Source organism: Cobetia sp. 3AK (assembly GCF_029846335.1).
In the GTDB taxonomy this organism is placed as follows: domain Bacteria; phylum Pseudomonadota; class Gammaproteobacteria; order Pseudomonadales; family Halomonadaceae; genus Cobetia; species Cobetia marina.
On sequence record NZ_JARWKR010000001.1, the window covers coordinates 21,996 to 48,077 of the forward strand.

22 protein-coding genes are annotated in these 26,082 nt (G+C 63.0%); 4 read left to right on the forward strand and 18 right to left on the reverse strand.

Annotation, left to right across the window (positions count from 1 at the left end):
• Positions 1-180: 180 nt before the first annotated feature.
• The gene (locus tag QD228_RS00110; protein WP_103751385.1) at positions 181-915 is read right to left on the reverse strand and encodes an amino acid ABC transporter substrate-binding protein; all 735 of its coding nucleotides are present in this window, start codon (positions 913-915) and stop codon (positions 181-183) included.
• Between the two features lie 764 nt (positions 916-1,679).
• Here QD228_RS00110 and QD228_RS00115 point away from each other — a divergent pair.
• The 4 genes from QD228_RS00115 (at position 1,680) to QD228_RS00130 (ending at position 5,569) form a co-directional block, all read left to right on the forward strand.
• A complete protein-coding gene (locus QD228_RS00115; protein ID WP_279874010.1) occupies positions 1,680-2,798 on the forward strand; it encodes a DUF3549 family protein in 1,119 nt (372 codons plus the stop codon).
• A gap of 531 nt (positions 2,799-3,329) precedes the next feature.
• On the forward strand, positions 3,330-3,839 hold the full coding sequence (locus tag QD228_RS00120; RefSeq protein WP_077372535.1) for a RimK/LysX family protein: 510 nt from the start codon (positions 3,330-3,332) through the stop codon (positions 3,837-3,839).
• Positions 3,840-3,990: 151 nt separating this feature from the next.
• Complete coding sequence (rimK, locus tag QD228_RS00125; RefSeq protein ID WP_279874012.1) at positions 3,991-4,899, forward strand: 30S ribosomal protein S6--L-glutamate ligase; 909 nt, start codon at positions 3,991-3,993, stop codon at positions 4,897-4,899.
• A 211-nt stretch (positions 4,900-5,110) separates the two neighbouring features.
• On the forward strand, positions 5,111-5,569 hold the full coding sequence (locus QD228_RS00130) for a hypothetical protein (protein ID WP_077372529.1): 459 nt from the start codon (positions 5,111-5,113) through the stop codon (positions 5,567-5,569).
• Between the two features lie 111 nt (positions 5,570-5,680).
• On the opposite strand, the gene QD228_RS00135 is transcribed toward QD228_RS00130, so the two are convergent.
• The 17 genes from QD228_RS00135 to QD228_RS00215 form a co-directional block, all read right to left on the reverse strand.
• Entirely contained in the window at positions 5,681-6,307 is a 627-nt protein-coding gene (locus QD228_RS00135) for an ElyC/SanA/YdcF family protein (protein WP_240499750.1), read from the reverse strand.
• 219 nt (positions 6,308-6,526) lie between these two features.
• Positions 6,527-7,132, reverse strand: a complete 606-nt coding sequence (locus tag QD228_RS00140) for a YceI family protein (protein ID WP_136938173.1) — start codon at positions 7,130-7,132, stop codon at positions 6,527-6,529.
• Positions 7,133-7,298: 166 nt separating this feature from the next.
• The gene (gene sufT / locus QD228_RS00145; protein WP_084209050.1) at positions 7,299-7,874 is read right to left on the reverse strand and encodes a putative Fe-S cluster assembly protein SufT; all 576 of its coding nucleotides are present in this window, start codon (positions 7,872-7,874) and stop codon (positions 7,299-7,301) included.
• Between the two features lie 165 nt (positions 7,875-8,039).
• Positions 8,040-9,284 carry a cysteine desulfurase gene (locus QD228_RS00150; RefSeq protein ID WP_077372519.1) on the reverse strand — a complete coding sequence of 415 codons (1,245 nt, stop codon included), beginning with the start codon at positions 9,282-9,284 and terminating at the stop codon, positions 8,040-8,042.
• Entirely contained in the window at positions 9,281-10,693 is a 1,413-nt protein-coding gene (gene sufD, locus QD228_RS00155; RefSeq protein ID WP_279874014.1) for a Fe-S cluster assembly protein SufD, read from the reverse strand. Before sufD ends, QD228_RS00150 begins: the two co-directional genes overlap by 4 nt.
• Complete coding sequence (sufC, locus tag QD228_RS00160; RefSeq protein WP_077372513.1) at positions 10,693-11,442, reverse strand: Fe-S cluster assembly ATPase SufC; 750 nt, start codon at positions 11,440-11,442, stop codon at positions 10,693-10,695. The genes sufD and sufC overlap by 1 nt, the downstream gene beginning before the upstream one ends.
• A gap of 75 nt (positions 11,443-11,517) precedes the next feature.
• Entirely contained in the window at positions 11,518-12,960 is a 1,443-nt protein-coding gene (gene sufB, locus QD228_RS00165) for a Fe-S cluster assembly protein SufB (RefSeq protein ID WP_077372510.1), read from the reverse strand.
• Positions 12,961-13,085: 125 nt separating this feature from the next.
• Positions 13,086-13,616, reverse strand: a complete 531-nt coding sequence (locus tag QD228_RS00170; protein WP_279874016.1) for an SUF system Fe-S cluster assembly regulator — start codon at positions 13,614-13,616, stop codon at positions 13,086-13,088.
• A 325-nt stretch (positions 13,617-13,941) separates the two neighbouring features.
• A complete protein-coding gene (locus QD228_RS00175) occupies positions 13,942-15,237 on the reverse strand; it encodes an adenylosuccinate synthase (protein WP_077372504.1) in 1,296 nt (431 codons plus the stop codon).
• Between the two features lie 134 nt (positions 15,238-15,371).
• Positions 15,372-16,556 (reverse strand): ATP phosphoribosyltransferase regulatory subunit, encoded by a 1,185-nt coding sequence (locus QD228_RS00180; RefSeq protein WP_077372501.1) that lies wholly within the window; start codon positions 16,554-16,556, stop codon positions 15,372-15,374.
• Positions 16,557-16,956: 400 nt separating this feature from the next.
• Positions 16,957-17,838 (reverse strand): protease modulator HflC, encoded by an 882-nt coding sequence (gene hflC / locus QD228_RS00185; protein ID WP_077372498.1) that lies wholly within the window; start codon positions 17,836-17,838, stop codon positions 16,957-16,959.
• Positions 17,835-19,067: an FtsH protease activity modulator HflK gene (gene hflK, locus QD228_RS00190; RefSeq protein ID WP_077372495.1), complete on the reverse strand. Its 1,233-nt coding sequence runs from the start codon at positions 19,065-19,067 to the stop codon at positions 17,835-17,837. Before hflK ends, hflC begins: the two co-directional genes overlap by 4 nt.
• Before the next feature lie 287 nt (positions 19,068-19,354).
• On the reverse strand, positions 19,355-20,725 hold the full coding sequence (gene hflX, locus QD228_RS00195) for a ribosome rescue GTPase HflX (RefSeq protein WP_065392482.1): 1,371 nt from the start codon (positions 20,723-20,725) through the stop codon (positions 19,355-19,357).
• Between the two features lie 15 nt (positions 20,726-20,740).
• Complete coding sequence (gene hfq, locus QD228_RS00200) at positions 20,741-20,989, reverse strand: RNA chaperone Hfq (RefSeq protein ID WP_065392483.1); 249 nt, start codon at positions 20,987-20,989, stop codon at positions 20,741-20,743.
• Between the two features lie 115 nt (positions 20,990-21,104).
• Positions 21,105-22,088: a tRNA (adenosine(37)-N6)-dimethylallyltransferase MiaA gene (gene miaA / locus QD228_RS00205; RefSeq protein WP_279874017.1), complete on the reverse strand. Its 984-nt coding sequence runs from the start codon at positions 22,086-22,088 to the stop codon at positions 21,105-21,107.
• A 60-nt stretch (positions 22,089-22,148) separates the two neighbouring features.
• Positions 22,149-24,425: a DNA mismatch repair endonuclease MutL gene (mutL, locus tag QD228_RS00210; RefSeq protein WP_279874019.1), complete on the reverse strand. Its 2,277-nt coding sequence runs from the start codon at positions 24,423-24,425 to the stop codon at positions 22,149-22,151.
• A gap of 195 nt (positions 24,426-24,620) precedes the next feature.
• Complete coding sequence (locus tag QD228_RS00215) at positions 24,621-26,030, reverse strand: N-acetylmuramoyl-L-alanine amidase (RefSeq protein ID WP_279874307.1); 1,410 nt, start codon at positions 26,028-26,030, stop codon at positions 24,621-24,623.
• Between the last annotated feature and the right edge of the window lie 52 nt (positions 26,031-26,082).

The following is a 26,082-nucleotide window of genomic DNA, read 5'->3' on the forward strand; positions in this document are numbered from 1 at the left end:
CATCGACGTGATGACGGCAATATCCCGGCGACACGCGGAGCATCATCACGGCAACGGGGTGACGGTTGTGCCGTCACCCCGTTTGCTCACGACATCGATTGACGCGCCTGCACGTGACACACCGTCATGCGTCAGGCTCGTCCACGGGTGCCCCCTGTATCAGGGCGCGCCCGTCAATGTTCAAGGCGTGGTGATGTCATTGCCGAACCACTTGTTGGAAATCTCGGCCAGACGACCATTTTCCTTGAGCTCGGTCAGCGCGGCATCCACCGCGTCACGCTTGGCTTCACCCTCGGCATCCTTGCGGAATGGCAGCGCGTTCTCGAGACGTGAGAACGGCGTGCCTGCCAGCTCCAGCGGCAACGGCGTCTTCTGGATCACCTGGCTTGCGCTGACGCGGTCCATCACGAAGGCATCGACACGGCCCAGGGCGGTGTCCTGCTCGATGTTGGATTCATAGGTCTTGATGTCGATCTGGTCGGCGTACGGCAGCTCCTTCATCAGCGCTTCGTAGTTGGACCCCAGATTGACCGCCACGCTGTGCCCCTTGAGGGACTCGACGCCGGTGATCTCGTCGTTGCCACGACGCTTGACCACCTGCGCCCCGTCATAGACGTACGGCTGGGTGAAAGCGAACTTGGCCTTGCGCGCATCGGTGATGGTGATCTGGTTGGCCACGGTATCGATACGACCCGCTTCCAGTGCACCGATCAGACCGGAGAAGCTCATGGTGACGAATTCGACATCGTCGCCGGTGATCTCGCCCACGGCATTCAGGACATCCACCTCAAAGCCCTGCAGCTTGTCCTGCTTGACGAAGGTGAACGGGAAGTAGCCCCCGGACATGCCGACCTTCAGGGTGTCGGCGTGAGCGGCCAGGCTGCCCATGGCAGCAGCCCCCAATGCCGCCGCCATCACGGTGCCCTTGAGAGCAGTGGAAGAGAAGACGGCAGCAAGTGAACGTGAATGGCGCATCGGAAATCCTCGATGGTGGCAGACTTATGCGGGCAGGGCATGTGTCGAAGTGCAGACGTCATCCACCGTCCCACACGCAGCGAGCACATGACAGCAACGAATCAGGCATAAGCGCCAGCATTTATATGTGATTTAGTTTTATAGAATAACGAGCCTGTCGCGCATTCCCAAACATTTCCTCCACTTTGGTAAGAACGAAAAGGAATAACGCTACATGCGCGAGCAATGATGAGATTCTAGCATGCCTGCCCCTGCTGACCAGCCATGCGCCGAGGCGTCCCGGCGGGCGCAACGGCCGCTGCCACTCGGATTGAGTGTGCCCTCTCAAGAGCACGCCATCGGGTAGCGGCTAACGATGACAGCCTGAGGTCATCAGGATGACAGTTATTCACGTCTTCCGTGGACGATACTGTGGATAACCTTGTGCTTCCTCGCTGCAAGCCGCGCCAGACCTGGGCAGGAGAAAATTGATCAAATTTTCATCAGCGAGCCACCAGGACGTCTCCCAAAGGCCCCATAGCCGGCAATCCTTCTGCAATCAAGGTGTTGCGACAATGCGCGATAGCCTTCGCGGGTGGCATGCCAAGAGGCGAATCGCTAAAGTCTCAGCCATTCTTGGCGTATCCTTGCCGATATCACGCCCAATCTCAGGTCGTCCCGGACGCGTACTGCGTCCGGGGAGCCCAACCGCAGCGGTGAGCCTCATGACTCCACTCTCCTCCCTGAGCAACTTCTTCCAGCGCACCGGTGCTGACGTGTACCTTTATCATCTGGGGCGCATCCTGTCCCCCTTGAGCCTTGAAGAGCTGGAAGCCTTCGAGACCCAGCAACAGCCGTGGTCGCAACCTTTCAAGGGACAGGCCCGGCTGGCGTGCGTCTTCCGACCCGCCGGCATCGACGATCCACTGGTATGGTTTCTGGCCCTGCCGCTGGATGAAGAAGGCCGGCTTTCTCCGCCGCAACGAGATGCATTCCTCGAACGCCTGCTGACCACACTCGGCCAGACGGCACTGAGCGTCGGTCGTTCTGACCTGTTGCAGGCCGAGGCAGGCAAGATCGACAACCTGATGCAGGACAATCCCCTGGCCTTCACTCCAGATGACAGCCTGCGCGCCATGCTGCATGCCCGCGCCAGCATCGACTGTGATCGCCCTGCCAGTCAGTACTACGAACAGGCGGAACGCTATCTCGCCGCGCAACTGCCCCTTGATGACTGGCCCAGCGTTGGCCTGCAGGGCATCGCCGATGGGCTGACGCGTCGCGGTGAGTTCACCAATGAACTTGCCGAGGCGATGATCGAACGGATCGGCTATCTTCCCGACACGCCGCTGCGCGCGCTCGCCCTGTGCCTGGAGCAGGCTCCCCCGGCCCATCCGCAGCTGGCCAGTCCGCTGACGGACAGTCTGGAGGCGGAGCTGCTCGACAGTCTGATTCGCCGCGGTCAGACGGCACGGGAGCTGGGAGACCTGGAAACCCTGTGCGCCTGCCTGCGTGCAGCGGCTGCCAGCCCCCTGCCAGCGGCCGCCGAATGGCTGGATATGCTATTGGCGGACGAGAGCGCCGCCAGCGTGGATGTGCTGGTCGCGATCGCCGCACGCGGTTATGCCCATCTGGAAGATGCCGAGCGCCTGCCGACCTTCCTCGTGCGACTGGCCAACTGCCCGCAAGCCAGCTTCCAGGCTCTCGCCCGTGATCTGGCGCTGATTCCGCGTCTGCGTCTGCCGGTACTGATGACGCTGCGCAACGCCGAACCCGACAGCGCCCTGGGGCTCGCCCTGGCGTCGCTCACCGGCCGGACGGTGGCGCCGACGCAACGCCACTGAGCCACTGAATTACTGAGCCTCTGAATTACTGAGCCTCTGAGCCAGCCCTGCCATCAGGACCCGCCGCCCTCGCCGGTCCTGATGGCCAATCCCCTGCCGGCCCGTCCTGGCCAATCTCTCCTCTCGGCTCGTGCCCGGCACTGCGCCACGTACCTCGTTCGGCCCCAGGCCCAGCCCTATGCCTAGCTCTAGGCCCAGCACCTTGCCCGGTGGTCGCCAGCGCAAGCGACAGGTGAGCATCACAGTCCTTGAGATCATGCGCATAACCCACGACACTTGGGAGAGGCCTGATCATCGTGCGCGAGAACTGCCCGGTGAAAGCGCTCTGCAAGGCGCCAGGCACGGGAGCGGCGCTGCTCGCAGCCAAAGATATGCCAACAAGGATTGCTGCTGATACGGTAAGTGACTATGCTGCGCGCCCGTCTGGTCGCAATCCCGCTGTCTGCCACGCGCCATTGCGATCACCACGGTGCCTTTCATGCCGTGACCCGACCTCCAGGCCAGGTCATGCCCTCTGATTCAGGATGAAACATGCCGCATTCCAAGACCCCTGCTCGTCATCACGCTCACAAGGCACCGCCTCTGGATCTCAGATCCCTGAACCACGATCTGCTCGGCTTTCGACCGCGAGCCGTCGTCGGGCGGCGTGAACTGATCGAGCTGCCGGAGCTGCATCTGCACCTCAACGCCAAGATCGACACTGGCGCGCACTCGAGCGCACTGCACGCAGAGAACATCGAGGTCTTCGAGAAGGATGAAGACCTGTGGGTACGCTTCATCACGCGCAGTGGCGGCAGTGATTCTCCGCCCCATGATGTCGAGACACGGGTCCACGACCGGCGTCGGGTCAGGTCTTCCAACGGTCAGGCACAGTGGCGCTACGTGATTCGCTCCCGCATGCAGCTCGCCGGGCTCGACTACGACATCGACATGACACTGGTCGATCGCTCCCAGATGCGCCACCCCATCCTGCTGGGGCGCCGTGCACTGCGTCGCCTGCTGGTGGCACCGGGTGCCGCCTATCTGCATGGCGAGCCCTGACGACCTTCACATTGCGCAAGACTCGCCCCCGGCATGACTCGAACGGGCACGCCGCCTTCGCGGCGCTCGCGCAAGACGCCTCCTGACGCACCTCTTTCATCCTTTCGCCACCTTCTCATTCCTGACGGCCCTTTCGGCTCTGGAGGATTTCATGCATATCGGTATCCTGTCGCGCAATTCCCGCCTCTACTCCACTCGCCGCCTGATCGAGGCAGCCGAAGCCCGCGGGCATACCGCACGCGTCGTGGACACGCTGCGCTGCTACATGAACATCGCCTCGCACCGCCCCTCCATCCATTACAAGGGTGCCGAGATCGAGCATTTCGACGCCGTAGTGCCACGCATCGGCGCCTCCGTCACCTTCTATGGCTGTGCGGTACTGCGCCAGTTCGAGATGATGGGTACCTACGTGGTCAACGACTCCGTGGCCATCGCGCGCTCGCGTGACAAGCTGCGCTCGCTGCAGCTGCTGTCTCGCAAGGGGCTGGGCCTGCCGGTCACCGGCTTCGCGCATTCGCCGGATGACATCCCCGACCTGATCACCATGGTCAAGGGCGCGCCGCTGGTCATCAAGCTGCTGGAAGGCACCCAGGGCATCGGGGTGGTACTCGCCGAGACCAATCAGGCCGCCGAGAGCGTGATCCAGGCCTTCATGGGCATGAAAGCCAACATCATGGTGCAGGAATACATCAAGGAGGCGCGCGGCGCCGACATCCGCTGCCTGGTGGTGGGTGACAAGGTGGTCGCCTCCATGAAGCGCCAGGCCGCCGATGGCGAGTTTCGCTCCAACCTGCACCGTGGCGGCACCGCGAGCGAGATTCGCATCACGCCGGAAGAGCGCTCCACCGCCATCCGCGCCGCCAAGGCCATGGGCCTGGCCGTCGCCGGTGTCGACCTGCTGCGCGCCAACCATGGTCCGGTGATCATGGAAGTGAACTCCTCACCGGGTCTGCAGGGCATTGAAACGGCAACCGGCAAGGACATCGCGGGGACGATCATCGACCACATCGCCAAGTCCGCCGCACCCGCCAGGAAGATCCCGCCCAAGCCCAAGGGGTGAGATGCCGCCGGCTTGCCTGAGCATTCGGGGAGACATGACGCTGATCACGGACAGCCGTGACACTGTCGGACGTCACGATAACGTCATCGAACTGTCGTAAAATGAGTGGATTGACGCTACGGGAAGAAATATCAGGACTTTCTGCACATCAGGGGTAGAAAAACACTGTTTTCACCCGCACAATCTCTCCTGACGGAGGAGGTGACCGCCCATGTTTCTCGACAATCGCCAGGTGGCGATGGATAGCGTCCAGGAAGCCCTGGCAGACAGTCTTGATTATTTCGAGGACAACGCCGAACGGCTGCGTCCCGGGCTGCTGAAGGCCTTTGAACCCTTCTATGCCCGGCGCGTGGAGCTCAAGCAGGCGCTGGAAGTCGAGACGCGCAAGCATCTGAGCCTGATGCCGCGAGACGCTGATGTCGAGCGTGATGACTACATGTGGCTGTGGAGTCGCCTGAAGAGCATCGTCAGCAATGACAATCAGGTTCTGATCAACGAACTGCTCGAACAGGAGCGCGTGCTGATGCAGGCCTGCTCGACGGCCTTCACGCATCCTCTCCCGGACAGCATGGAGAAGGTGCTGGAAGCGTGCTTCCACAACTGCCGCCAATTGATTCGCGAGCTCTATCGTCACCAGACCGGCATCGCGGCACGCCGCCGCGCCGGCTGACCTCGGGCCCGCTCAGCGGAAAAAGCCTCGAGCAGACACGAAAAGCCCCCGCTTCCTATCGGAAGACGGGGGCTTTTCGTGTTGGCCGGCCGGTACGCTGAGCCGCTGTCGTCAACTGCCTGACACGGCCGGTACGGCTGGCAATACCGGTGTCGGTAGTCGCTCCGCCGGCCCCAGGAAACGCGGCTTGCGGCCCCACAGGTAAAGATCCCCCACCGTGGCGGCACGCGCCAGCCATTCGCGCAGCATCAGCCGCAGCCCCGCAGGCCGACGCTCGGAAACTGCCGGACAGCCGACGGCATCCAACCCCAGCACGTCAGCGATGAACAGTGCCCGTGGTAGATGCCAGGGCTGCGTGACCAGCACCGCCTGATCGACACCGAAGACCTTGTGCGCACGCACCAGCGTATCGAAGGTCGAGAATCCGGCGTAATCCAGCGTCATGAACTGCTGTGGCACATTGCGATCACGCAGGTCACGCCACATGGTCATCGGCTCATTGTAATAACGCGTACGATTGTCCCCTGACAGCAGCAGGTTGCTCACTCGATGCAGCCGGTAGAGCTGGGCGGCGGTGTCGAGACGAGCCTGATAGTGCGGGTTGCGTCCTCCGCCCACCAGGCCATGGGAGGTCCCGAAGACGATTCCCACTTCACGGCTTTCGCAGGTCAGCGGGGAAGACGCGATGCGATCACGGGTCGACATCACGACCCACAGATTGAGCCCGACCACTATCATCAGGCTCACGACCAACAGGCCAATCATGGCCATCACGGCCCGCTTGATCACTCGTCGCATCTGCTCCCCGCACCCATCCTTGCCTGTCACTACCGAATATCGCCATTCACTGCATCATGCAAGCATGAGCGCCCAGCCTACCCAAGCCATGCACACGACACCAGCGGGATGACGCCTGCAGGCTCGAGGGCCACGGGGTCAGGGCAGACGCCTGTCGGCTCACTCTTCCTGCGTCATGATCGCCTTGACGCTGACCGGCACCTGGGTCGCGATGTTGCCCAGTCCCGCCAGGTCACGCAGGGTACGGATGCCATCCACCAGCGAGAACTGGCTGGCATCGACCATCACCGGCGCGTCCGTCTGCACCAGCCAGCGCTCCCCCTGCAGACGTGTCACCTGCAGGCTCACCGGCAGGGTCTGGGTACTGTCATGCAGCGTCAGCTGCCCTTCCAGGCTGACATGCTGGGTATCGCCCGGCTCCATGACCTTGAGCGTCGGCATGTCCAGTGACGCGGTCAGCACGGCCAGGGGATAGTCACCGGCCTCAAAGAGTTTCTCGCTGACACGCTGATCACGGATCTCGATACCGGTATCGGCAGAGTCCAGGTCGATCTCGACCGACAACTGGCCCGCATCATTGACGCGAGCACGCCAGGAATCGAAGGCGTGCTGCTCGACGGTGCTGGCACCGTCCTTGCTCATCTTGGTGGACTGGAAATTCAGTTGCGAGGCATCGCTGTCCAGTGTCCATGACGCCTGTGCACTGACGGCAGTACTCATGATCAGGCTGGCGGTCAGGACACGTAAGGCTGTCGGGTAGCGCATTGGGATATTCCTTGCTGGCAGAGAATCACGATCTTCGACGCCACATGACGCAACGACGGCGCCATGGTGCAGTCCTTGGCACGGCTTGGAAAGCAGTTGGCGCGAGAGGTTCCGTCAAGACGGCCGTGCCGCCCGTTGCGCGATTGCGCCCGAGCGACACGCAGCGTCAGAACATGCCAAGTTCAAGGCGCGCCTCTTCACTCATCATCTCCCGCGACCAGGGGGGCGAGAACACGATCTCGACGTGAACCTTGGAGACATCCTCCGCGCCCAGGATCTTGCGCTTGGCATCCTCGGCGATCACGTTGCCCATGCCGCAGCCCGGCGCCGTCAGCGTCATCTTCAGATTGACCATCTTCTCGCCGCTGATCAGGGTGTCGATACGACAGCCATAGACCAGCCCGAGCTCGACGATGTCCACCGGGATCTCGGGGTCGAAACAGGTGCGCAGCTGCGCCCAGACGAAGGCCTCTATCTCGGCGTCGCTCTGCCCGGCCGGCAGATGCGGGCGCGGCACGGCGTCCAGTCCCAGTGCATCGAGGCTGAAGCTCTCGATCAGGTACATGCGGCCCTCGTACGCCACGCTGACGGTGCCGCCCTTGGCCTGCATGACTTCGACCACCGCGTCCTCATGCAGGGTCACCGACTTGCCGAAGGGTACCGAGATACCTTCCACGTCACGCTGCAACGGCATCTTCTGGCCCTTGCCGAGGCTGGCCAGCTGGTCTTCAGTGTGGCTCATGCCCTCTCCTTGCCGAACCGCATGACAGCCATGCGGATCAAGAATACTGTGGGTTCACTCAGGATGTGCGGGTCACAACATCCCCTGGCAAGCGCCGATAGCAATGAGGCCCGCCATGCGCGAGCCTCATTGATCAGCGCCCGTCAGGGCCACCGCAGGGGATGCTCAGCGCACCATGGTCAGCACGCGCTGCAGAGCCTCGACGAACAGGTCGATCTCCTCCGGCGTGTTGTAGGCCGCGAAGGAGGCGCGACAGGTGGCATCGACACCGAAACGTCGCAGCACCGGCTGAGCGCAGTGATGACCGGTCCGGATGGCGACCCCCAGCTGATCGATCAGCAGACCGATGTCCTGGGCGTGGGCACCGTCGACCACGAAGGAGATCGCGCCGGCCTTGTCGGGCGAGTTGCCGATGATGCGCAGCCCGTCCACTTCGCGCATGCGCTCGGTGGCATGGCGCATCAGCTGCTGCTCCCAGCGCGTGATCAGCGCCATGTGGGTGCAGTCCAGCCAGTCGATGGCCTTGCCCAGACCGATGACCTCGGCGATGGGCGGCGTGCCAGCCTCGAACTTGTGCGGCAGATCCGCGAACAGGGTGCCGTTCTCGAACGAGACCGTGCGGATCATCTCGCCGCCGCCCTGCCACGGTGGCATGGCATCGAGCAGCGCTTCCTTGCCGTAGAGCACGCCGATGCCGGTCGGGCCATACATCTTGTGGCCCGAGAAGACATAGAAGTCGGCGTCGATCTCGCGTACATCGACCTGCTGATGCGGCACCGCCTGGGCGCCATCGACCAGAATCAGCGCGTCGTGAGCATGCGCCAGCCTGGCCATCTCGGCCACCGGGTTGATGCTGCCCAGGGCGTTGGAGACCTGATTGACGCAGACCAGGCGCGTCTTCTCGCCCAGCAGGTCACGGTAGGCCGCCATGTCGAGCACGCCATCGTCGTCACACGGAATCACCTTGATGACGATATCCAGGCGTTCCGCCAGCATCTGCCAGGGCACGATGTTGGCGTGATGCTCCATTACCGAGATCAGCACTTCATCACCGGCATTCAGCCAGTTGGCACCCCAGCTGTTGGCAACCAGGTTGATCGCCTCGGTGGTGCCGCGCGTGAAGATGACTTCACGCGTCAGGCGCGCATTGATGAAGGCACGTACCTTCTCGCGCGTCCCTTCGTAAGCGGCCGTCGCCTCGTCCGCCAGGCTGTGCAGGCCACGGTGGATATTGGCATTGGTGTTGCGGTAATAATCGCTCATCGCGTCGATGACGGCAGTCGGCGTCTGGCTGGTGGCGGCGCTGTCGAGATAGATCAGCGGCACGTCACCATGCACGCGACGCTCGAGGATCGGGAAATCCTCGCGGACCCGCACGACATCGAGCATCAGATTGTCGAGTGCGCTCATGCGAAGTCCTCATCACGCGCCACCGCCACGGCCCCACCGCCCAGCTCGACACTCAGATCCACCAGCTCATCGAGGTGGAAGCGTGACGGCAGGCGACCCGCGACGCTGCGCTCGATACGCTCAGCGATGGCGTCGATGCCCAGACCGGACATGACCTCATTGGCGAAGGCCAGGGTCAGCAGGCCGCGTGCCGTCTGCTCATCGATGCCACGCGCACGCAGTGCGAAGACAGCCGTCTCGTCGAGCTGGCCGGTCGTGGTGCCGTGAGAGCACTTGACGTCGTCGGCGTAGATCTCGAGTTCCGGCTTGGTATTGATCTCGGCGCGGTCCGACAGCAGCAGGTTGGCGTTGTTCTGATGCGCCTCGATCTTCTGACTGTCACGCTTGACCAGCACGCGGCCATTGAAGACGCCACGTGCGCGGTCGGCCAGGATGCCCTTGTAGTTCTCATCCGAGAAGGTCAGAGCCTCGTTGTGATTGACCAGCGAGTGGGTATCCACGTGCTGACGATCACGACCGAAGAACAGGCCATCGAGGCGCGCATGGGCATTGCTGCCGTTGAGATCGCAGACGATGTCGTTGCGTACCAGACCACCACCGGTATTCAGGTTGATGGAGCGGTACTGGCTGTCACGCGGCTGCTCGACCTGCAGTGAGGCGATATGCGTCTCGCCGGTGGCGGCCTCACCCAGCTTGTAGTGATTGAGCACGGCGCCGCGCTCCAGCATCACTTCGCTGACCATGTTGGTGAAGTTGGTCGCGCCGGTCTCGCCGATGTGATGCTCGATCACGCTGGCTTCGGCACGGCTGCCCAGCTGCACCAGCAGGCGCGGATGGCTCATGGTCACGGGCTCGCCTTCGACGGCGGCGCGCGACAGGAACAGCGCATAGACCGGCTTGTCGAGCACCGTCCGAGGGCCGACCTGAATCACCGCACCCTCTTCGGTGAAGGCAGAGTTCAGCGCCACGAAGGGCGTGAAGTCGATACCGGTCAGGCGATTCAGCGAGCCGCCGATCACTTCCGGCTGATTGACGATGGCGTCAGACAGCGGCACGACACGCACGGTGTCGGGCAGACCTGCCACATCGGAAAGCTCGGCGTTGTAGAGACCATCGACGAACACCAGGCGGTAAGCATCGACGGCGAGCGCCAGCTCGTCCTTCACCGCCGCCGAGAGATGGGCATCGTCGGCGAGACGGTATTGCTGGCGACCCAGCGCCTGGGTGTCGGTGTACTTCCAGGCCTCGACCTTGCGAGTCGGCAGACCCAGCGCTTCAAAGCGGGCGATGCCGGCCTGACGGCGCGCCGCCATCCAGCTCGGGTCAGCCGCGAAGCGAGCCTTGCGCGCGGCGAATTCGCTGGCGAAGGCTTCGCTGCCGGGGACGGACGCGGTAGCAAGTGCTGTCATTACGCGGTTTCCTCCTGCAGCCAGTCATAGCCCTGGGCTTCGAGTTCGAGGGCCAGCGACTTGTCGCCGGACTTGACGATGCGGCCATCCATCAGCACGTGGATGTGGTCCGGCACGATGTGCTCGAGCAGACGCTGGTAGTGCGTGACCATCAGTACGGCGCGGTTCTCGTTGCGCAGGGAATTGACGCCCTTGGCGACGATCTTCAACGCATCGATGTCGAGACCGGAGTCGATCTCGTCGAGCATGGCGAGCTTCGGTTCCAGCACCAGCATCTGCAGGATCTCGTTGCGCTTCTTCTCGCCACCGGAGAAGCCCTCGTTCACCGCACGCTGCAGGAAGCTGGCATCCATCTGCATGAAGGCAAGCTTCTCGCGGATCAGCTTCATGAATTCCGGGGCCGGAATCTCGCCCAGGCCTTCGGCTTCACGCTTGGCGTTCAGCGCCGCCTTGAGCAGGTAGACATTCTTGACCCCCGGGATCTCCACCGGGTACTGGAAGCCCAGCAGCAGGCCGGCACGCGCGCGCTCCTCGACTTCCATCTCCAGCACGTCCTCACCTTCATAGGTGATGGTGCCCGAGGTCACTTCATAACCGTCCTTGCCGGCGATCACGGAGGACAGCGTGGACTTGCCCGCACCGTTCGGCCCCATGATGGCGTGGACTTCACCCTTGTTGATGGTCAGGTCGAGCCCCTTGAGGATTTCCTTGCCTTCCACCGAGACGTGCAGATCTTTGACTACGAGCATGATGATACCTTTGGCTGACAGGCCGCCCGCAAGCGGCCCTCAAGAATGGGGATGAATGCGAAACAGGCTGTGGCGTTAGCCGACGGCGCCTTCGAGGGTGACGTTGAGCAGCGCCTCGGCCTCGACGGCGAACTCCATCGGCAACTCCTGGAAGACGTCCTTGCAGAAACCGTTGACGATCATGTTGACCGCATCTTCCTCGCTGATGCCGCGCTGACGGCAGTAGAACAGCTGATCCTCGCCGATCTTGGACGTCGTCGCCTCGTGCTCGACGGTAGCGGTGGCGTTGCCGATCTCCTGATACGGGAAGGTGTGCGCACCACAGCGATCGCCGATCAACAGCGAGTCACACTGGGTGAAATTGCGCGCGCCCTTGGCCCGTGGACCGATCTTGACCAGGCCACGATAGGACTGCTCGGAGTTGCCGGCCGAGATGCCCTTGGAGACGATGGTGGACTTGGTGCCCTCACCGATGTGGATCATCTTGGTACCGGTGTCCGCCTGCTGGCGACCATTGGTGACGGCGACGGAGTAGAACTCCCCGACACTGTCCTTGCCACGCAGGATGCATGACGGGTACTTCCAGGTGATCGCGGAGCCGGTCTCGACCTGGGTCCAGGACACCTTGGAACGATCACCGCGGCAATCGGCGCGCTTGGTGACGAAATTGTAGATGCCACCCTTGCCGTCTTCATCGCCCGGATACCAGTTCTGGACGGTGGAGTACTTGATGTAGGCATCTTCCAGCGCGACCAGCTCGACCACGGCGGCGTGCAGCTGGTTCTCATCACGCTGCGGTGCGGTGCAGCCTTCCAGATACGAGACCTGAGCCTGCTTCTCGCAGATGATCAGGGTGCGCTCGAACTGGCCGGTGTTGGCGGCGTTGATGCGGAAGTAGGTGGAAAGCTCCATCGGGCAGGTCACGCCTTCCGGCACGAACACGAAGGAGCCATCGGTGAAGACGGCCGCGTTCAGCGCGGTGAAGTAGTTGTCTGCCTTGGGCACGACGGTCCCCAGATACTGCTTGATCAGCTCCGGGTAGTCCTGGATGGCTTCCGAGATGGAGCAGAAGATCACGCCCGCCTCGGACAGTTCCTTCTTGAAGGTGGTGGTCACCGATACGGAGTCGAATACCGCATCCACCGCCACGCCAGCCAGCGCGGCGCGCTCGTGCAGCGGGATACCCAGCTTCTCGTAGGTCTCCAGCAGTTTGGGGTCCACCTCATCCAGACTCTGCGGACGATCTTCCGGCTTCTTCGGGGCGCTGAAATAGGAAATCGCCTGGTAGTCGATCTCGGGGTAATCCAGGTGTGCCCAGGACGGCGCCTTCATCTTCAGCCACTGATGATAGGCATCCAGACGCCACTCCAGCATCCACTCCGGCTCACCCTTCTTGGCCGAGATGAAGCGAATCACGCTCTCATCCAGTCCCGGCGGAATGGTGTCGCTCTCGATGTCGGTCACGAAGCCCTGCTTGTACTCTCGCTGTACAAGCTGCTCCATCTCCTGGCTCGCCATGCTGGTCTCCTCTCCCGGAGAAGCTCCGGGTCTGTTCAGATTCCTGATCACCCCGCCTCAACTGCGGCGAAGCTCGAATATTCGAATATTTCTGAAGCCTGGCCCGCAACCGTGGGGCTGAGCATTCAGCGCCCGGACATGCCGTTGACGGCGCTTCCTGCACTGCTGTCCTTGTCGGGGGCTCCCCCGTCAGCCTCTTCATCGCTGTAGAGACTGACGGCCTGAATGGGCAACTGGATCGGCATCCGCAGCGGTGTGGTGGATGCCAGATGTGCCAGCGTCACGCTGCCCAGCAGTTCACCGATGGCGCGCGAGACTCTCTGCCAGTTGTCGGCCACGCCACAGGTGTTGACCAGCTCGCAATCGCCATCGGCGTGGCTGCATTCCGTGACGGCCACTGGACCTTCGATGGCGCTGATGATGTCACTGGCCGTGATGTCACTGGCGGGTCGCGCCAGACGGTAGCCCCCCTGCGCCCCACGACGTGACTCCAGCAATCCGGCGCGTACCAGCGCCTTCAAGGTCTTGCTGACGGTGGGATGCGGCAACTGAACGCTTTCCGCGAGATCGATCGCTGCATGGGCCGACTCCGGCTCGCGAGCGATGCGCGCCATCACCACGGCGGCATAATCGGTCATTCTGGAAAGCTTCAGCATCTTGCCTCCACTGCGGGGTTATCAATTGGGGACCATTTTAGTCCTGTATCAGAACGATGTGAAGCCAAGCACCCAGCGAAAACGCCAAATTGCGGCCTGGGCAACCAGTTTGCCGACAAGATAGCCGCCGATCACAACAAAAATAACAATCATTCCCATTTAAAATTCCTACTGACCACTCCATCCTGCCACTCTCAAGCCTGTACAAGCCCTTCTGCTGCCAGCCTTGGAACGCAAGACACCCCGCCGGGAAATCCCGACGGGGTGTCTTGGTCTTGCATCATCTCGACATCACGCGCCGCTCAGGAAAGCGACGTGGTCATGATCAGTCGTGGAACGGATTGCGCAGCACGATGGTCTCGTTGCGATCCGGGCCGGTGGAGATGATGTCGATCGGCACGCCGACCTGCTCTTCCAGGAAGCTGATGTAGGCACGGGCATTGGCCGGCAGCTTCTCGACTTCACGCACGCCGATGGTGGAGTCGCTCCAGCCCGGCAGATCCTGGTAGAGCGGCTCGATGGCTTCATAGCCTTCGGAATCCACCGGGTTGTCCAGCACGTCGCCATCCTTGCTGCGATAGCCGATGCAGACCCGGATGTTCTCGAGACCATCCAGCACGTCCAGCTTGGTCAGGCAGATGCCGCTGACCGAGTTGATCTGCACGGCGTGACGCAGGGCGACGGCATCGAACCAGCCACAACGACGCGCACGACCGGTGGTAGCACCGAATTCGTGGCCACGCTCGGCCAGGTGACGGCCGAACTCATCGAACAGCTCGGTCGGGAACGGGCCGGAACCGACACGGGTGGTGTAGGCCTTGGTGATGCCCAGCACGTAGTCGAGATACAGCGGGCCGACACCGGAACCGGTGGCGGTGCCGCCGGCAGTGGTGTTGGAGCTGGTGACGTACGGGTAGGTACCGTGGTCGATGTCGAGCAGTGAGCCCTGAGCACCCTCGAAGAGGATGTTCTCGTTGGCCTTGCGCACGGAGTGGACCAGGTCCACGGTGTCGCAGACCATCGGACGCAGCTCTTCGGCCATTTCCATGGCTTCGTCCAGCACCTGCTGGAAGTCGACCGGCGCTTCACCGTGATAGTGCTGCAGCACGAAGTTGTGGTAGTCCAGCACTTCGCCCAGCTTGGAGGCGAAACGCTCACGGTGGAGCATGTCACCCAGACGCAGACCACGACGCGCGACCTTGTCTTCGTAGGCCGGCCCGATGCCACGACCCGTGGTGCCGATCTTGGCGACACCACGCGCCTTCTCGCGCGCCTGATCCAGGCGCACGTGATAGGACAGGATCAGCGGGCAAGCCGGCGACAGACGCAGACGGTCACGTACCGGCACGTCATTGGCTTCCAGCTCACGGATCTCCTTGATCAGCGCTTCCGGAGACAGCACGACGCCGTTGCCGATGACGCAGGTCTTGCCCGGGTGCAGGATACCGGACGGGATCAGGTGAAGAACGGTCTTCTTGCCATCCAGCACCAGTGTATGGCCGGCGTTGTGGCCACCCTGGAAGCGCACGACGGCGCTGGCGGATTCGGTCAGCAGGTCAACGACCTTGCCCTTGCCTTCATCACCCCATTGGGTGCCGAGCACGACTACATTCTTGCCCATGATTCCTAGTCTCTTTCGGTGAATAACCGTCGGTGAAAACCCACTCACAAGTGCAGCCACCTCAAGGGCAGCTGCACCTCGGGACCTGGTGGCCCCTGCTGTTCTGCTGGCTGGCACGCGTGGCCGTCAGCGGATCACGACTGCAGCGTCACGACCTGCCAGGCGCCATCGACCTGGACAAGCTCGCGGTTGCAACGGTGCGCATCGGCACCGGTGGTCTGGCCCGGCAGCGCGGCGATGACACGCTCGCCGTCGGCGCGCAGCTGATCGACACACTCGCGCAGCGCGCTGTCATTGAGCGCCGGTGCCCAGATGCCATCGCAGGCCGGAGGCTGCACGGCGAGCGACGCCAGCTGCTTCAGGTCCATCGAGAAGCCGGTGGCCGGACGCGCACGTCCGAAGGCACGCCCAGTATCGTCGTAGCGCCCGCCCTTGGCCAGCGCCTGACCGTAGCCCGGCACATAGGCCGCGAACACCATGCCGGTGTGATATTCATAGCCGCGCAGTTCGGCGAGATCGAAGTACAGCGTGACCTGCGGATGACGCTCACGCACGACCTGACTGAGGGCGGCAAGCTGATCCAGTGCGCCGGCGACGGCAGCGGGCGCGCCGGCAAAGGCGGTCCGGGCCTGGGCAAGAATCTCTTCATCCCCGTGCAGGTGCGGCAGGGTCTTGAGCATGCCCGCCACCACCTTGTCACCCACCACCCGATCGATCAATGCATCGAGAGCGGAATACTGCTTGCGTTCGATGGCGGCGAACAGCTCGCGCTCGTGCTCGTCGCTCATGCCGGCTTCGGCGATCAAGGCACGATAGATGCCGATGTGCCCCAGCGCCAGGTGCAGCTCGCCAGCACCGGCCTGCTCGAGGCTGGTCAGTGCAAGGTGCAGGATCTCGTGGTCGGCCTCAAGGCCAGCATGACCGAACAGCTCGGCACCGACCTGCACCGGGCTGCGTCCGCCCTGATGCTTGTCCGCCTTGGTACGCAGCACGTTGGCGCAGTAGCACAGACGCACCGGCCCTTCACGATGCAGGGAGTGGGCATCCATGCGTGCCACCTGCGGGGTGACATCGGCACTGGCTCCCATCATGCGCCCGGTCATCTGATCTGTCAGCTTGAAGGTCTGAAGGTCAAGCTCGGTACCGGTGCCGGTCAGCAGGGAATCAAGGAATTCGACGGGAGGCGGCAGCACCAGGTCATAGCCGAAGCGATGATAGAGGTCGAGCAGCGCGCGGCGCAGCGCCTCCATACGGGTTGCCTGAGGCGGCAGTACCTCATCCATGCCATCCGGGAGGAGCCAGCGATCTGCGATGGTCATTGCGCTATCCTGCGAGAAATTTTTGACAAGGAGTGGCGCGTATCGCGCGTGCCGTCAGTGCAGGGACATGCCGCTGCAACTCAGTGACGAAACACCCGCGCAACACGCTGGACACTCGACGGCAACGCCCTTGAAACACGGCGTGAGACAGGCTCGAACCGCGCCTTGAGGCGGCTTCGCGAGCAAGGACTGTCACGCTGACAGCGCCTGTCCGGGGCCCATCGGGACTTCGTGGGAACGTCGTCGATAGAGGAAAAACGGCCACAAAAAAACCGGGCGGTGCCCGGTTGCAGGAGTCTAGCATGAATCCTTTCGGGATGAACCCCACACGAGACTTCGTGCGGGGTTCATCCGCGGCATCGTCATCTGTTCGCCTGATGACGATGCGGACGGTCAGCCGTTACTGAGAGCCGCCCTGCGAATCCTTGAAGAAGCGGAAGAATTCGCTATCCGGCTGGATGACCATCATGTTGCCATCACCCTTGAAGCTGTCGCGATAGGCCTGCAGCGAGCGATAGAAGCGGAAGAACTCCAGATCCGCCCCGTAAGCCGCAGCGTAGATGGCGGCCGCTGATGCGTCCCCCTCACCACGCAGGGTCTGCGCCTGCTCTTCAGCCTGCGCAAGCAGTACCGAACGACGGCGGTCCGCATTGGCCTGGATCTTCTCGGCCTGCTCCTGACCCTGGGCACGATATTCACGTGCCTCACGCTGACGCTCGGTCTTCATGCGCTCATAGACCGCCTGAGAGACTTCGTCCGGCAGGTCGATGCGCTTGACGCGGATATCGAGAATCGACACCCCCAGTTCCTTGCGCATCACCGCGTCGAGCTCTTCGGTGGGCTTCTTCATCAGCGCATCACGCTGTTCGGAGATGATCTGTACCAACTCGAGCTTGCCGAACTCGTTACGCAGACTCTCGTCGACACGCGGCGCGATCAGACGCTCTGCCATCTGCTCATCACCGGACGTCGCCTCGTAGTAGCGCTTCGGGTCGATGATCTTCCACTTGACGAAGGAGTCGACGATGACCGCCTTCTTCTCGCGGGTCAGATAACGGCTCGCCTGGGCATCCAGTGTCAACACGCGCGTATCGAAGGTACGAATCGTGTTGTAGACCGGCAACTTGAAATGCAGGCCCGGCTGGATGTTGTCTTCCACCACCTCACCAAACTTGAGCTTGATGGCGCGCTGGGTCTCATCGATCGTGTAGAGGCTATTGCTGGCGAACCAGGCAACGACGGCCAGACCCGCCACGGCCATCAGTGAGCGATTGTTGATCATTGACGACCCTCCCGACGAATGCTGTTGCTGCTGTCATTGCTGCTCTGGCTGCTGCGGCCGAGAGCGTCGCTCGCCTGTCGGGACACGCGATCCAACTCACTGCGACTCATGCCACTGGCATCCTCGGACGTGGCATTGGACTTGCCAGCCAGCTTGTCCAACGGCAGGTACATGAGGGAGTTGCCGTTCTCGACATCCACCAGCACCTTGTTGGTCTTGCCGAGCACTTCCCCCATGGTCTCGAGGTACATGCGCTCGCGGATGATCTCCGGTGCCTTCTGGTACTCGGTCAGCAGGGAAGTGAAGCGATTGGCCTCACCCTGGGACTTGGCCACCACCGACTCCTTGTACCCTTCGGCTTCCTCGATGATGCGCTGCGCCTGACCTTGAGCCGCCGGGAGAATCGAGTTCTCGTAGGCCAATGCCTGGTTGATCGTGCGCTGACGATCCTCACGAGCCTTGATGACGTCATCGAAGGAATCCTGGACCGCTGCCGGCGCCGACGTGGACTCGACGTTGATGGTCTGCAATGTCAGACCCACGCCATAGTTGTCCAGGTAGGACTGCAGACGCGACTTGACGTTGCTGGCCAGCAGCTCACGCCCGGAGGTCAGGATGTCGTTCATGTCGGCGCTGCCGACTTCGTGACGCAATGCAGAATCCATGGCGTTCTCGAGGCTGACCTCGGGAGCACGCACGTTGAGCAGGAAGTCACGCGGGTTGGATACCTGATACTGGACGGACATCTGCACTTCGACGATGTTCTCGTCCTGCGTCAGCATCGACTTGGTCTGGGAGAGCGAGCGCACCTTGGTGACGTTGATCTCGCGCACGTCATCGATGATCGGCGGATTCCAGTGCAGACCCGGGCCGACGATGTCGTTGTACTTGCCGAAGCGAAGCACCACGCCACGTTCGGACTGATCGACCAGATAGAAACCGGAAGCCGCCCAGATGGCGACCAGCACCACCCCGATGATGCCCGGCAGGGCAAAGGCATTGGTGCTGCCACCACTGCCGCCGTTACCGCCTCCGCTGCCGCCACGACGCTTGCGGCCGTTGCCCAGCATGCCGTTGAGCTTGTCCTGGAACTTCTTCAGCGCTTCGTCGAGGTCGGGCGGTCCACCGTTGCCACCGCCGTTGCCTCCACCCCCTTTCTTGTCCCCGTTGCGGCCACCGCCACTCCAGGGGTCATGCTGGTTGCCGCCACCCGGCTCATTCCAAGCCATACGTCGTCTCCACTCAGTCGATGTTCCGCTCGTCATTATGATGACGCCGCCCATGCCGGCTTTCGTTGCCGGGAATCGTCCCCGGCAATTGATGACCGGTTCTTTGCTATGACACGGCGGCGCGCCCCTTGCGGGAGAAGGCCATGGCCCTGCCTGACAACCATCCTCTGCCAGGCGGCATCCGACAATCCCTTCACGTCGAATGCCTGTTGCTCGCTGCACGTCACTATCCGTGCAAGGGCATCTGCATCAGGTACCTGCAGATGCCAGATGACGCAATCACTGCGTCAGGACTTGTGCGTCACCGAGAGGCGATGCTTCTCGGCGCGCTCGGCAGACAGCTCACGCTGCCAGGCCTCACGATCGTCATGCTCGCCCCCGAGGTAGGCCTCGGGAGATTCCCCAAGATGCGACAACAGCTGGAGAAAGTCGCGCTTCTCGAGACGAATGTCCATCAACGCATTGCCCTGCTCGTCATACGCTTCACTCTTGACGGCATCCAGCTCATGCAGACCGGCACGCAGGCGTGACTTCTCCGGCCCCAGCGTCAGACGGGTCGAGATGACATTGTCTGACAGCAGCTCGGAGAAGGCCTGCATCAGCAGATCCAGCCCCTTGCCGTCACGCGCCGACAACCATACGACCAGCGGACGCCCGAAGCCGTCGCGCTCGATACGCGGCGCCATGTCGAGGCGATCGACCTTGTTCATGACCAGCAGGCGTGGCACGTCACCGGCCTCAATCTCGTTGAGCACCTCGTTGACCTGCTCGGTATTGCGATCATTTTCCGGGTCAGCCGCATCGATGACGTGCACCAGCAGGTCCGCCTCGGCGGCTTCCTGCAGGGTGGCCTGGAACGCTTCCACCAGCTTGTGCGGCAGGTGCCGAATGAAGCCGACGGTATCCGCAAGCACCGCAGGGCCCACGTCTTCCAGCTCCAGACGGCGCAGCGTCGGGTCGAGCGTGGCGAACAGCTGATCCGCCGCATAGACCTCAGAGGTGGTCAGCGCATTGAACAGCGTCGACTTGCCGGCGTTGGTATAGCCGACCAGTGACAGGCTGGGGATCTCGGCACGTGCCCGAGCACGGCGGTTCTGATCGCGCTGCTTGTGCACCTTCTCGAGCCGCTTGTGGATCGACTTGATCCGGGCACGCAGCAGACGACGGTCGGTCTCGAGCTGGGTTTCCCCCGGGCCACGCAGACCGATACCGCCCTTCTGACGCTCAAGGTGGGTCCAGCCACGCACCAGGCGGGTGGACATGTACTCGAGCTGAGCGAGCTCCACCTGCAGCTTGCCCTCGTGGGTACGCGCGCGCTGGGCAAAGATGTCGAGGATCAGACCGGTGCGGTCGATCACGCGACACTGGAGCGAACCTTCAAGATTGCGCTGCTGGGAAGGGCTCAATGAATGGTTGAAGATCACAAGCTCGGCTTGGTGCTCGGCCAGGGCCTCACGCACTTCCTCAAGCTTGCCTTCTCCGATGAACGTACGGGAGTCAGGGCGGGGCCGGCTACCCTCGATGAGGGTGGCCGGCACGGCGCCTGCCGAACGTACGAGTTCGAGGAGCTCACCGGCATCCTCGCGTTCTTTTTCGTCCCGGAAATTGACATGGACCAGGACGGCCGTTTCACCGGCTTCGGGTCGTTCGAAGAACAATCAGCGCCTCGGATTTCAGCTTTCTGTGGAGGGCACGGTCGCATCCTGGGCCGGCAGGCGCACATTGCGCGAGGGCACCACGGTTGAGATAGCGTGCTTGTAAACCATCTGGGAGACGGTATTGCGCAGCAGGATGACGAATTGATCGAAGGATTCGATCTGGCCCTGCAGCTTGATGCCGTTGACCAGGAAGATCGAGACCGGAATACGTTCCTTGCGCAGGATGTTCAGGTACGGGTCCTGGAGTGATTGACCTTTGGACATGTGACTCTCCGTAAAAAATGTCTCGTTCGAGGCAAGTATGGTTATGTTCGCCAGCGCTCCGGGTTGCCCTCTTTGGGGGGCTTCACGGGCGCGGGTCGTGACAGCTCATGTTACGCTAAGTGCTGGTCTGGCGCACGATTTTCAAGGTTTCACTGTAAGGATTTACACCCATGGAATCCACGTGGTGAATCCCCTTCCAGCTACGCAGCCAGGTCAATTGACGCTTGGCGAGCTGGCGGGTGGCAATGATGCCACGCTCACGCATCTCGTCACGCGTCAGATGCCCCTCCAGATAATCCCACACCTGACGATAGCCGACGCAGCGTATCGAGGGCAGCCCGGGGTGCAGCTCCGAGCGAGCCTTCAGCGCTTCGACCTCGCCAATCAGGCCCTGTTCCAGCATCTGGTCAAAACGCGTCTCGATACGTTCATGTAACACGGCTCTGTCATGGGGCGCCAGTGCGATCGGGATCGGCCGGAACGGAAGCTCGGCTTCCGGCTGCTCCGCGAGCAGCTCCGTCATCGATCGCCCGCTCAACAGACAGACTTCCAGCGCACGTGTCAGACGCTGCGGGTCCGAGGGCCGAATTCTCTCGGCGCTCGCCGGATCCAGCCTGGCAAGCTGCGCATGCAGCGCCGGCAGCCCTTCGTCTCTGGCGCGTGCTTCCAGCTGTTCACGCAGCGCGGGATCCGCCGCCGGCAGCTCCGCCACACCTTCCAGCAGCCGCTTGAAATACATCATGGTGCCACCGACCAGCAGCGGCATCTTGCCGCGGGACTGGATCTCGGCGATATGCGCCAGTGCATCGCGACGAAACTCCGCTGCCGAATAGCTCTCCAGCGGATCCAGAAAGTCGATCAACCGATGCGGCGCCCGCGCCAGCTCTTCGGCGCTGGGCTTGGCGGTCCCGATGTCCATGCCACGATAGATCAGCGCGGAATCGACGCTCACCAGCTCCGCCCCCTGCTCCTCGTGCCAGCGGATGGCCAGGTCCGTCTTGCCGGAGGCTGTCGGCCCCATCAACAGCATGACGGGCGGTTTGTCAGCCAGCTCATGCGCGGCACGGGGGGAAATGTCGGGGGATTGCGTCTGGGTCATGACCTATTGTCTGGGCTAGGAGGTGAATCAAGGGTGAACCACTGTCGATACCGGGCAGGCTTACTGCCCACGCAGGAACAGCTTGTCGAGTTCATTCATGGAAAGTTCGGTCCAGGTAGGACGGCCATGATTGCACTGACCGGAGCGCTCGGTGCGCTCCATGTCTCGCAGCAGGGCATTCATCTCGGGAACCGTCAGGCGACGATTGGCCCGCACGCTGCCCCGGCAGGCCATGTCCGCGAGCAGCTCATTCATGTGAGCTTCCATGCGATCGCTGCGGCCGTAACGCTCGAGATCCTCCAGCATGCCGCGCACCAGTGGCTCGACATCGGCATTGCCGAGCACCACCGGCACCTGCCGCACCAGCAGGGTTTCCGGTCCGGCGGCGTCCAGCTCGACGCCAAGACGCGTGAATGCCTCGGATTCGCGCTCGAAGGTCCCCATCTCGCGCGAACTGACGGCAAGTGACACCGGCACCAGCAGCGGCTGGGCCTCCAGATGACCGCCGCCATGCACATGGCGCTTCATGCGCTCGTAGGTGATGCGCTCGTGGGCAGCGTGCATGTCGACCATCACCAGTCCACGCGAGGTCTGCGACAGGATGTAGACCCCGTGCAGCTGCGCGATGGCGTAGCCCAGCGGTGGCGTATCATCCTCGGCGCTCTGGGCTGGCAGGCCACGCATCACGATGTCAGAGGCGACAGGCGTGGCACCGTCAGCGGACACATTCTCTGCCGGGACTCCCGACGATGGCTCCGCTGACGGTGCCGAGACCTGCCAACCGGCGGCAGATTCGCTGATACCGGCCGGTGCGTCATCCTCACCTTGGCGCATCCCTTCGCCCAGGGTGACACGCGGGGCGCGCCGCGCCTCGCGCTCGGCACTGGCGATGGCGGCAGGGTCGCGAGCAGCGCCATGCTCAGGCGTCGTGCCCGCAGGCCCGCCACCCGGCGTCAGCAGATGGTCTTCGCTGGGATGCAACGCACGATAGCCGGCCATGAACTGACGCACCCGCTCAGCACTCAGGCGCTCGCTGGAGCGGCCATCTCCGGCCGGCGGCAGCTGTGACGATGGCTTCCAGGGCGCGGCAGCACCTGACGGCTCACCTGCAGCGGCTGACTGATCCTTCCCGGCCGACGCACCACCACCAGGGGATGACTGCGCTGACGCACCATGCTCCTGCGCATCCTGCTCCTGACGCCCGAGACGCATGCCCTGCTGCTGCCAGCCGGGATCCTCCTCCTTCTCCTGGCCCTCGATACCGGTGGGCGCGGCGCTGTTGTCACCGGGGCGCACCTCGGCCAGTGCCTTGTGCAGGCTGGAGAACAGGAAGTCGTGCACCAGGCGTCCGTCGCGGAAGCGCACTTCGTGCTTGGTGGGGTGAACGTTGACATCCACCACCGTGGGGTCCAGCTCCAGATAGAGCACGAACACCGGATGCCGGCCGTGGAACAGCACGTCGCGATAGGCCTGACGCACAGCATGCGCGACCAGACGGTCACGCACCACGCGGCCATTGACGAAGAAATACTGCTGGTCCGCCTGGGCACGCGAATGCGTCGGCAAGCCGACCCAGCCGGAGAGACGCAAGCCGGAGGCCTCGATATCCAGATGCAGCGCATGCTCGAGGAAGTTGCGGCCCAGCAGTGCGCCGATCCGGCGCTCCACCGTCAGCGTGTCCTCGCCGGCACGCAGCTGATGCACCACCTTCTGGTTGTGGCGCAACGTCCAGCCGATGTCGTGACGCGACAGCGCGAGACGCCGGAAGCTTTCTTCGACATGGCCGAATTCGGTCTTCTCGGTACGCATGAACTTGCGACGCGCCGGCGTATTGAAGAACAGGTCACGCACGGCCACGCTGGTGCCACGCGGATGGGGCGCCGGCGAGACACGCGGCGACATCTCACGGCCTTCCGCCACCACCCGCCAGCCATTGGCGGGCTCATCCGAGACGTTCGAGAACAGCTCCAGGCGCGAGACCGAGCTGATCGAGGCCAATGCCTCCCCTCGAAAGCCGAGACTCGCCACTCCTTCCAGGTCATCAAGGCTCTCGATCTTGCTGGTCGCGTGACGTGACAGGGCCAGCGGCAGATCCTCCTCGGTGATGCCGCAGCCGTTGTCACGCACGCGAATCAGCCGCGCACCGCCGCCTTCCAGTTCCAGCTCGATGCGCGTACTGCCGGCATCGATGGCGTTCTCGACCAGCTCCTTGACCACGGAGGCCGGTCGCTCCACCACCTCGCCCGCCGCGATCTGGTTGGCAAGACGCGGATTGAGAATGCGGATACGCCGCTCACGTGTTTCAGCGACATCCGTATCAGATGGCTCGACGGACATGGAAGAACTCCTGATTATGCATGCGTAGAGGGCGTCTCTCTGAAAACGACACTGCCCGCCGACCCGGCCTCTCCGTGCGGCGAGCACGCAAGAGCCGGGGCTGCGGACAGTCGACGGGCTTCATGCCCGGTGAATAGCGTGCTCGGGCCGCCACGCCCGCCTGCCGCCACGTCGAAGGAACAGGCGGCCTGACACTCAGCCGCGCGGAATCTTGAGCACCTGACCGACGCGGACCGTGTCCCCGCTCATGCCATTGGCCTGCTTCAGCGCGGCCATGCTCACGTTGTGACGCTGTGCGACTTCCGACAGCGTATCGCCACTCTTGACGCGATACTCGCCACCGTTGCCGCCTCGTGCCTGGCTGCGTCGCCATGCCAGCAGACTGGCAGGCGGCGGATTGCGCTCGAAGTGACTCTGGATACCCGAGAAGATCGAGCGCGCCAGCTTTTCCTGATAGGCGCCACTGTTGAGGTTGCGCTCTTCCTGGGGATTGGAGATGAAGCCCGTTTCCACCAGCAGAGACGGGATGTCCGGCGACTTGAGCACCACGAAGCCGGCCTGCTCCACCTGACGCTTGTGCAGCGAGTTGATGCGGCCCAGATTGGCCAGCACGCCGCTGCCTGCCGCCAATGAATCATTGAGCGTGGCGGTCATGGTCAGGTCCAGCAGCACGCCGCGCAGCATCTCATCCTTGTCATTCAGGCTGAGGTGGCCATCCACGCCGCCGATCAGGTCAGCACGGTTCTCGGTGGCCGCCAGCCAGCGGGCGGTCTCTGAGGTGGCGCCTCGGCTGGAAAGCGCAAAGACCGAGCTGCCATGCGGCCGCGGACTGTTGAAGGCGTCGGCGTGCACCGAGACGAAGAAGTCTGCCTTCTGCTCACGCGCGATCTCGGTACGCTTGCGCAGCGGGATGTAGTAATCGCTGTTGCGGGTCAGGATGGCCTTGAAGCCGGGCTGCTCGTCGAACATGCGCTTGAGACGCTTGCCGATCTTGAGCACCACATCCTTCTCCTTGGTGCCGCTCGGGCCGCTGGCGCCCGGGTCCTCACCGCCGTGACCGGGGTCAATGGCGATGATGATATCGCGCTTGGGATGCGTCGCCGCCTTGCTGCTCGGCAGCGGCGCGGCAGGCTCGCCCTTCAGCTTGCGCTTGGCTGCCGCCTGCTCCTGCTCGCGGATACGGGCTTCGATCGGGTCAATGGGATTCTCGACCGCGGACTCGCCCGGGAACTCGAGGTCCACCACCAGACGGTTGCCGTACTTGTCGTTCGGCGCCAGCGTGAAGTCCTTGGGATTGACCTGGCGCGTCAGATCCAGCACGACCCGCAGGGCATCGTCCTGTCGTCCGGTACGGATCGCCTTGATGGCACTGCCTTCCAGATCCAGCGCATCGAGCTTGCGCTTCACCGCGTTGCTGGCCACCTCGCTTGCCGCGAGGTCGATCACCAGACGCCGAGGATTGTCGAGGCTGAAGATGTTGGCACTGGCTGCGCTATCGAGATCGAACACCAGCCGCGTGTGGTCCGGCGCGGTCCACAACCGCAGATTCTCGACCTTGGCGGCCAGCGCCTGGGGAGCGAGCGCGAGACTTGCCAGCGAGCACATCACCCCCCCCGCCAGGCAGCGACGTAGACCGCGCATCATGCGCAGGCGAGAG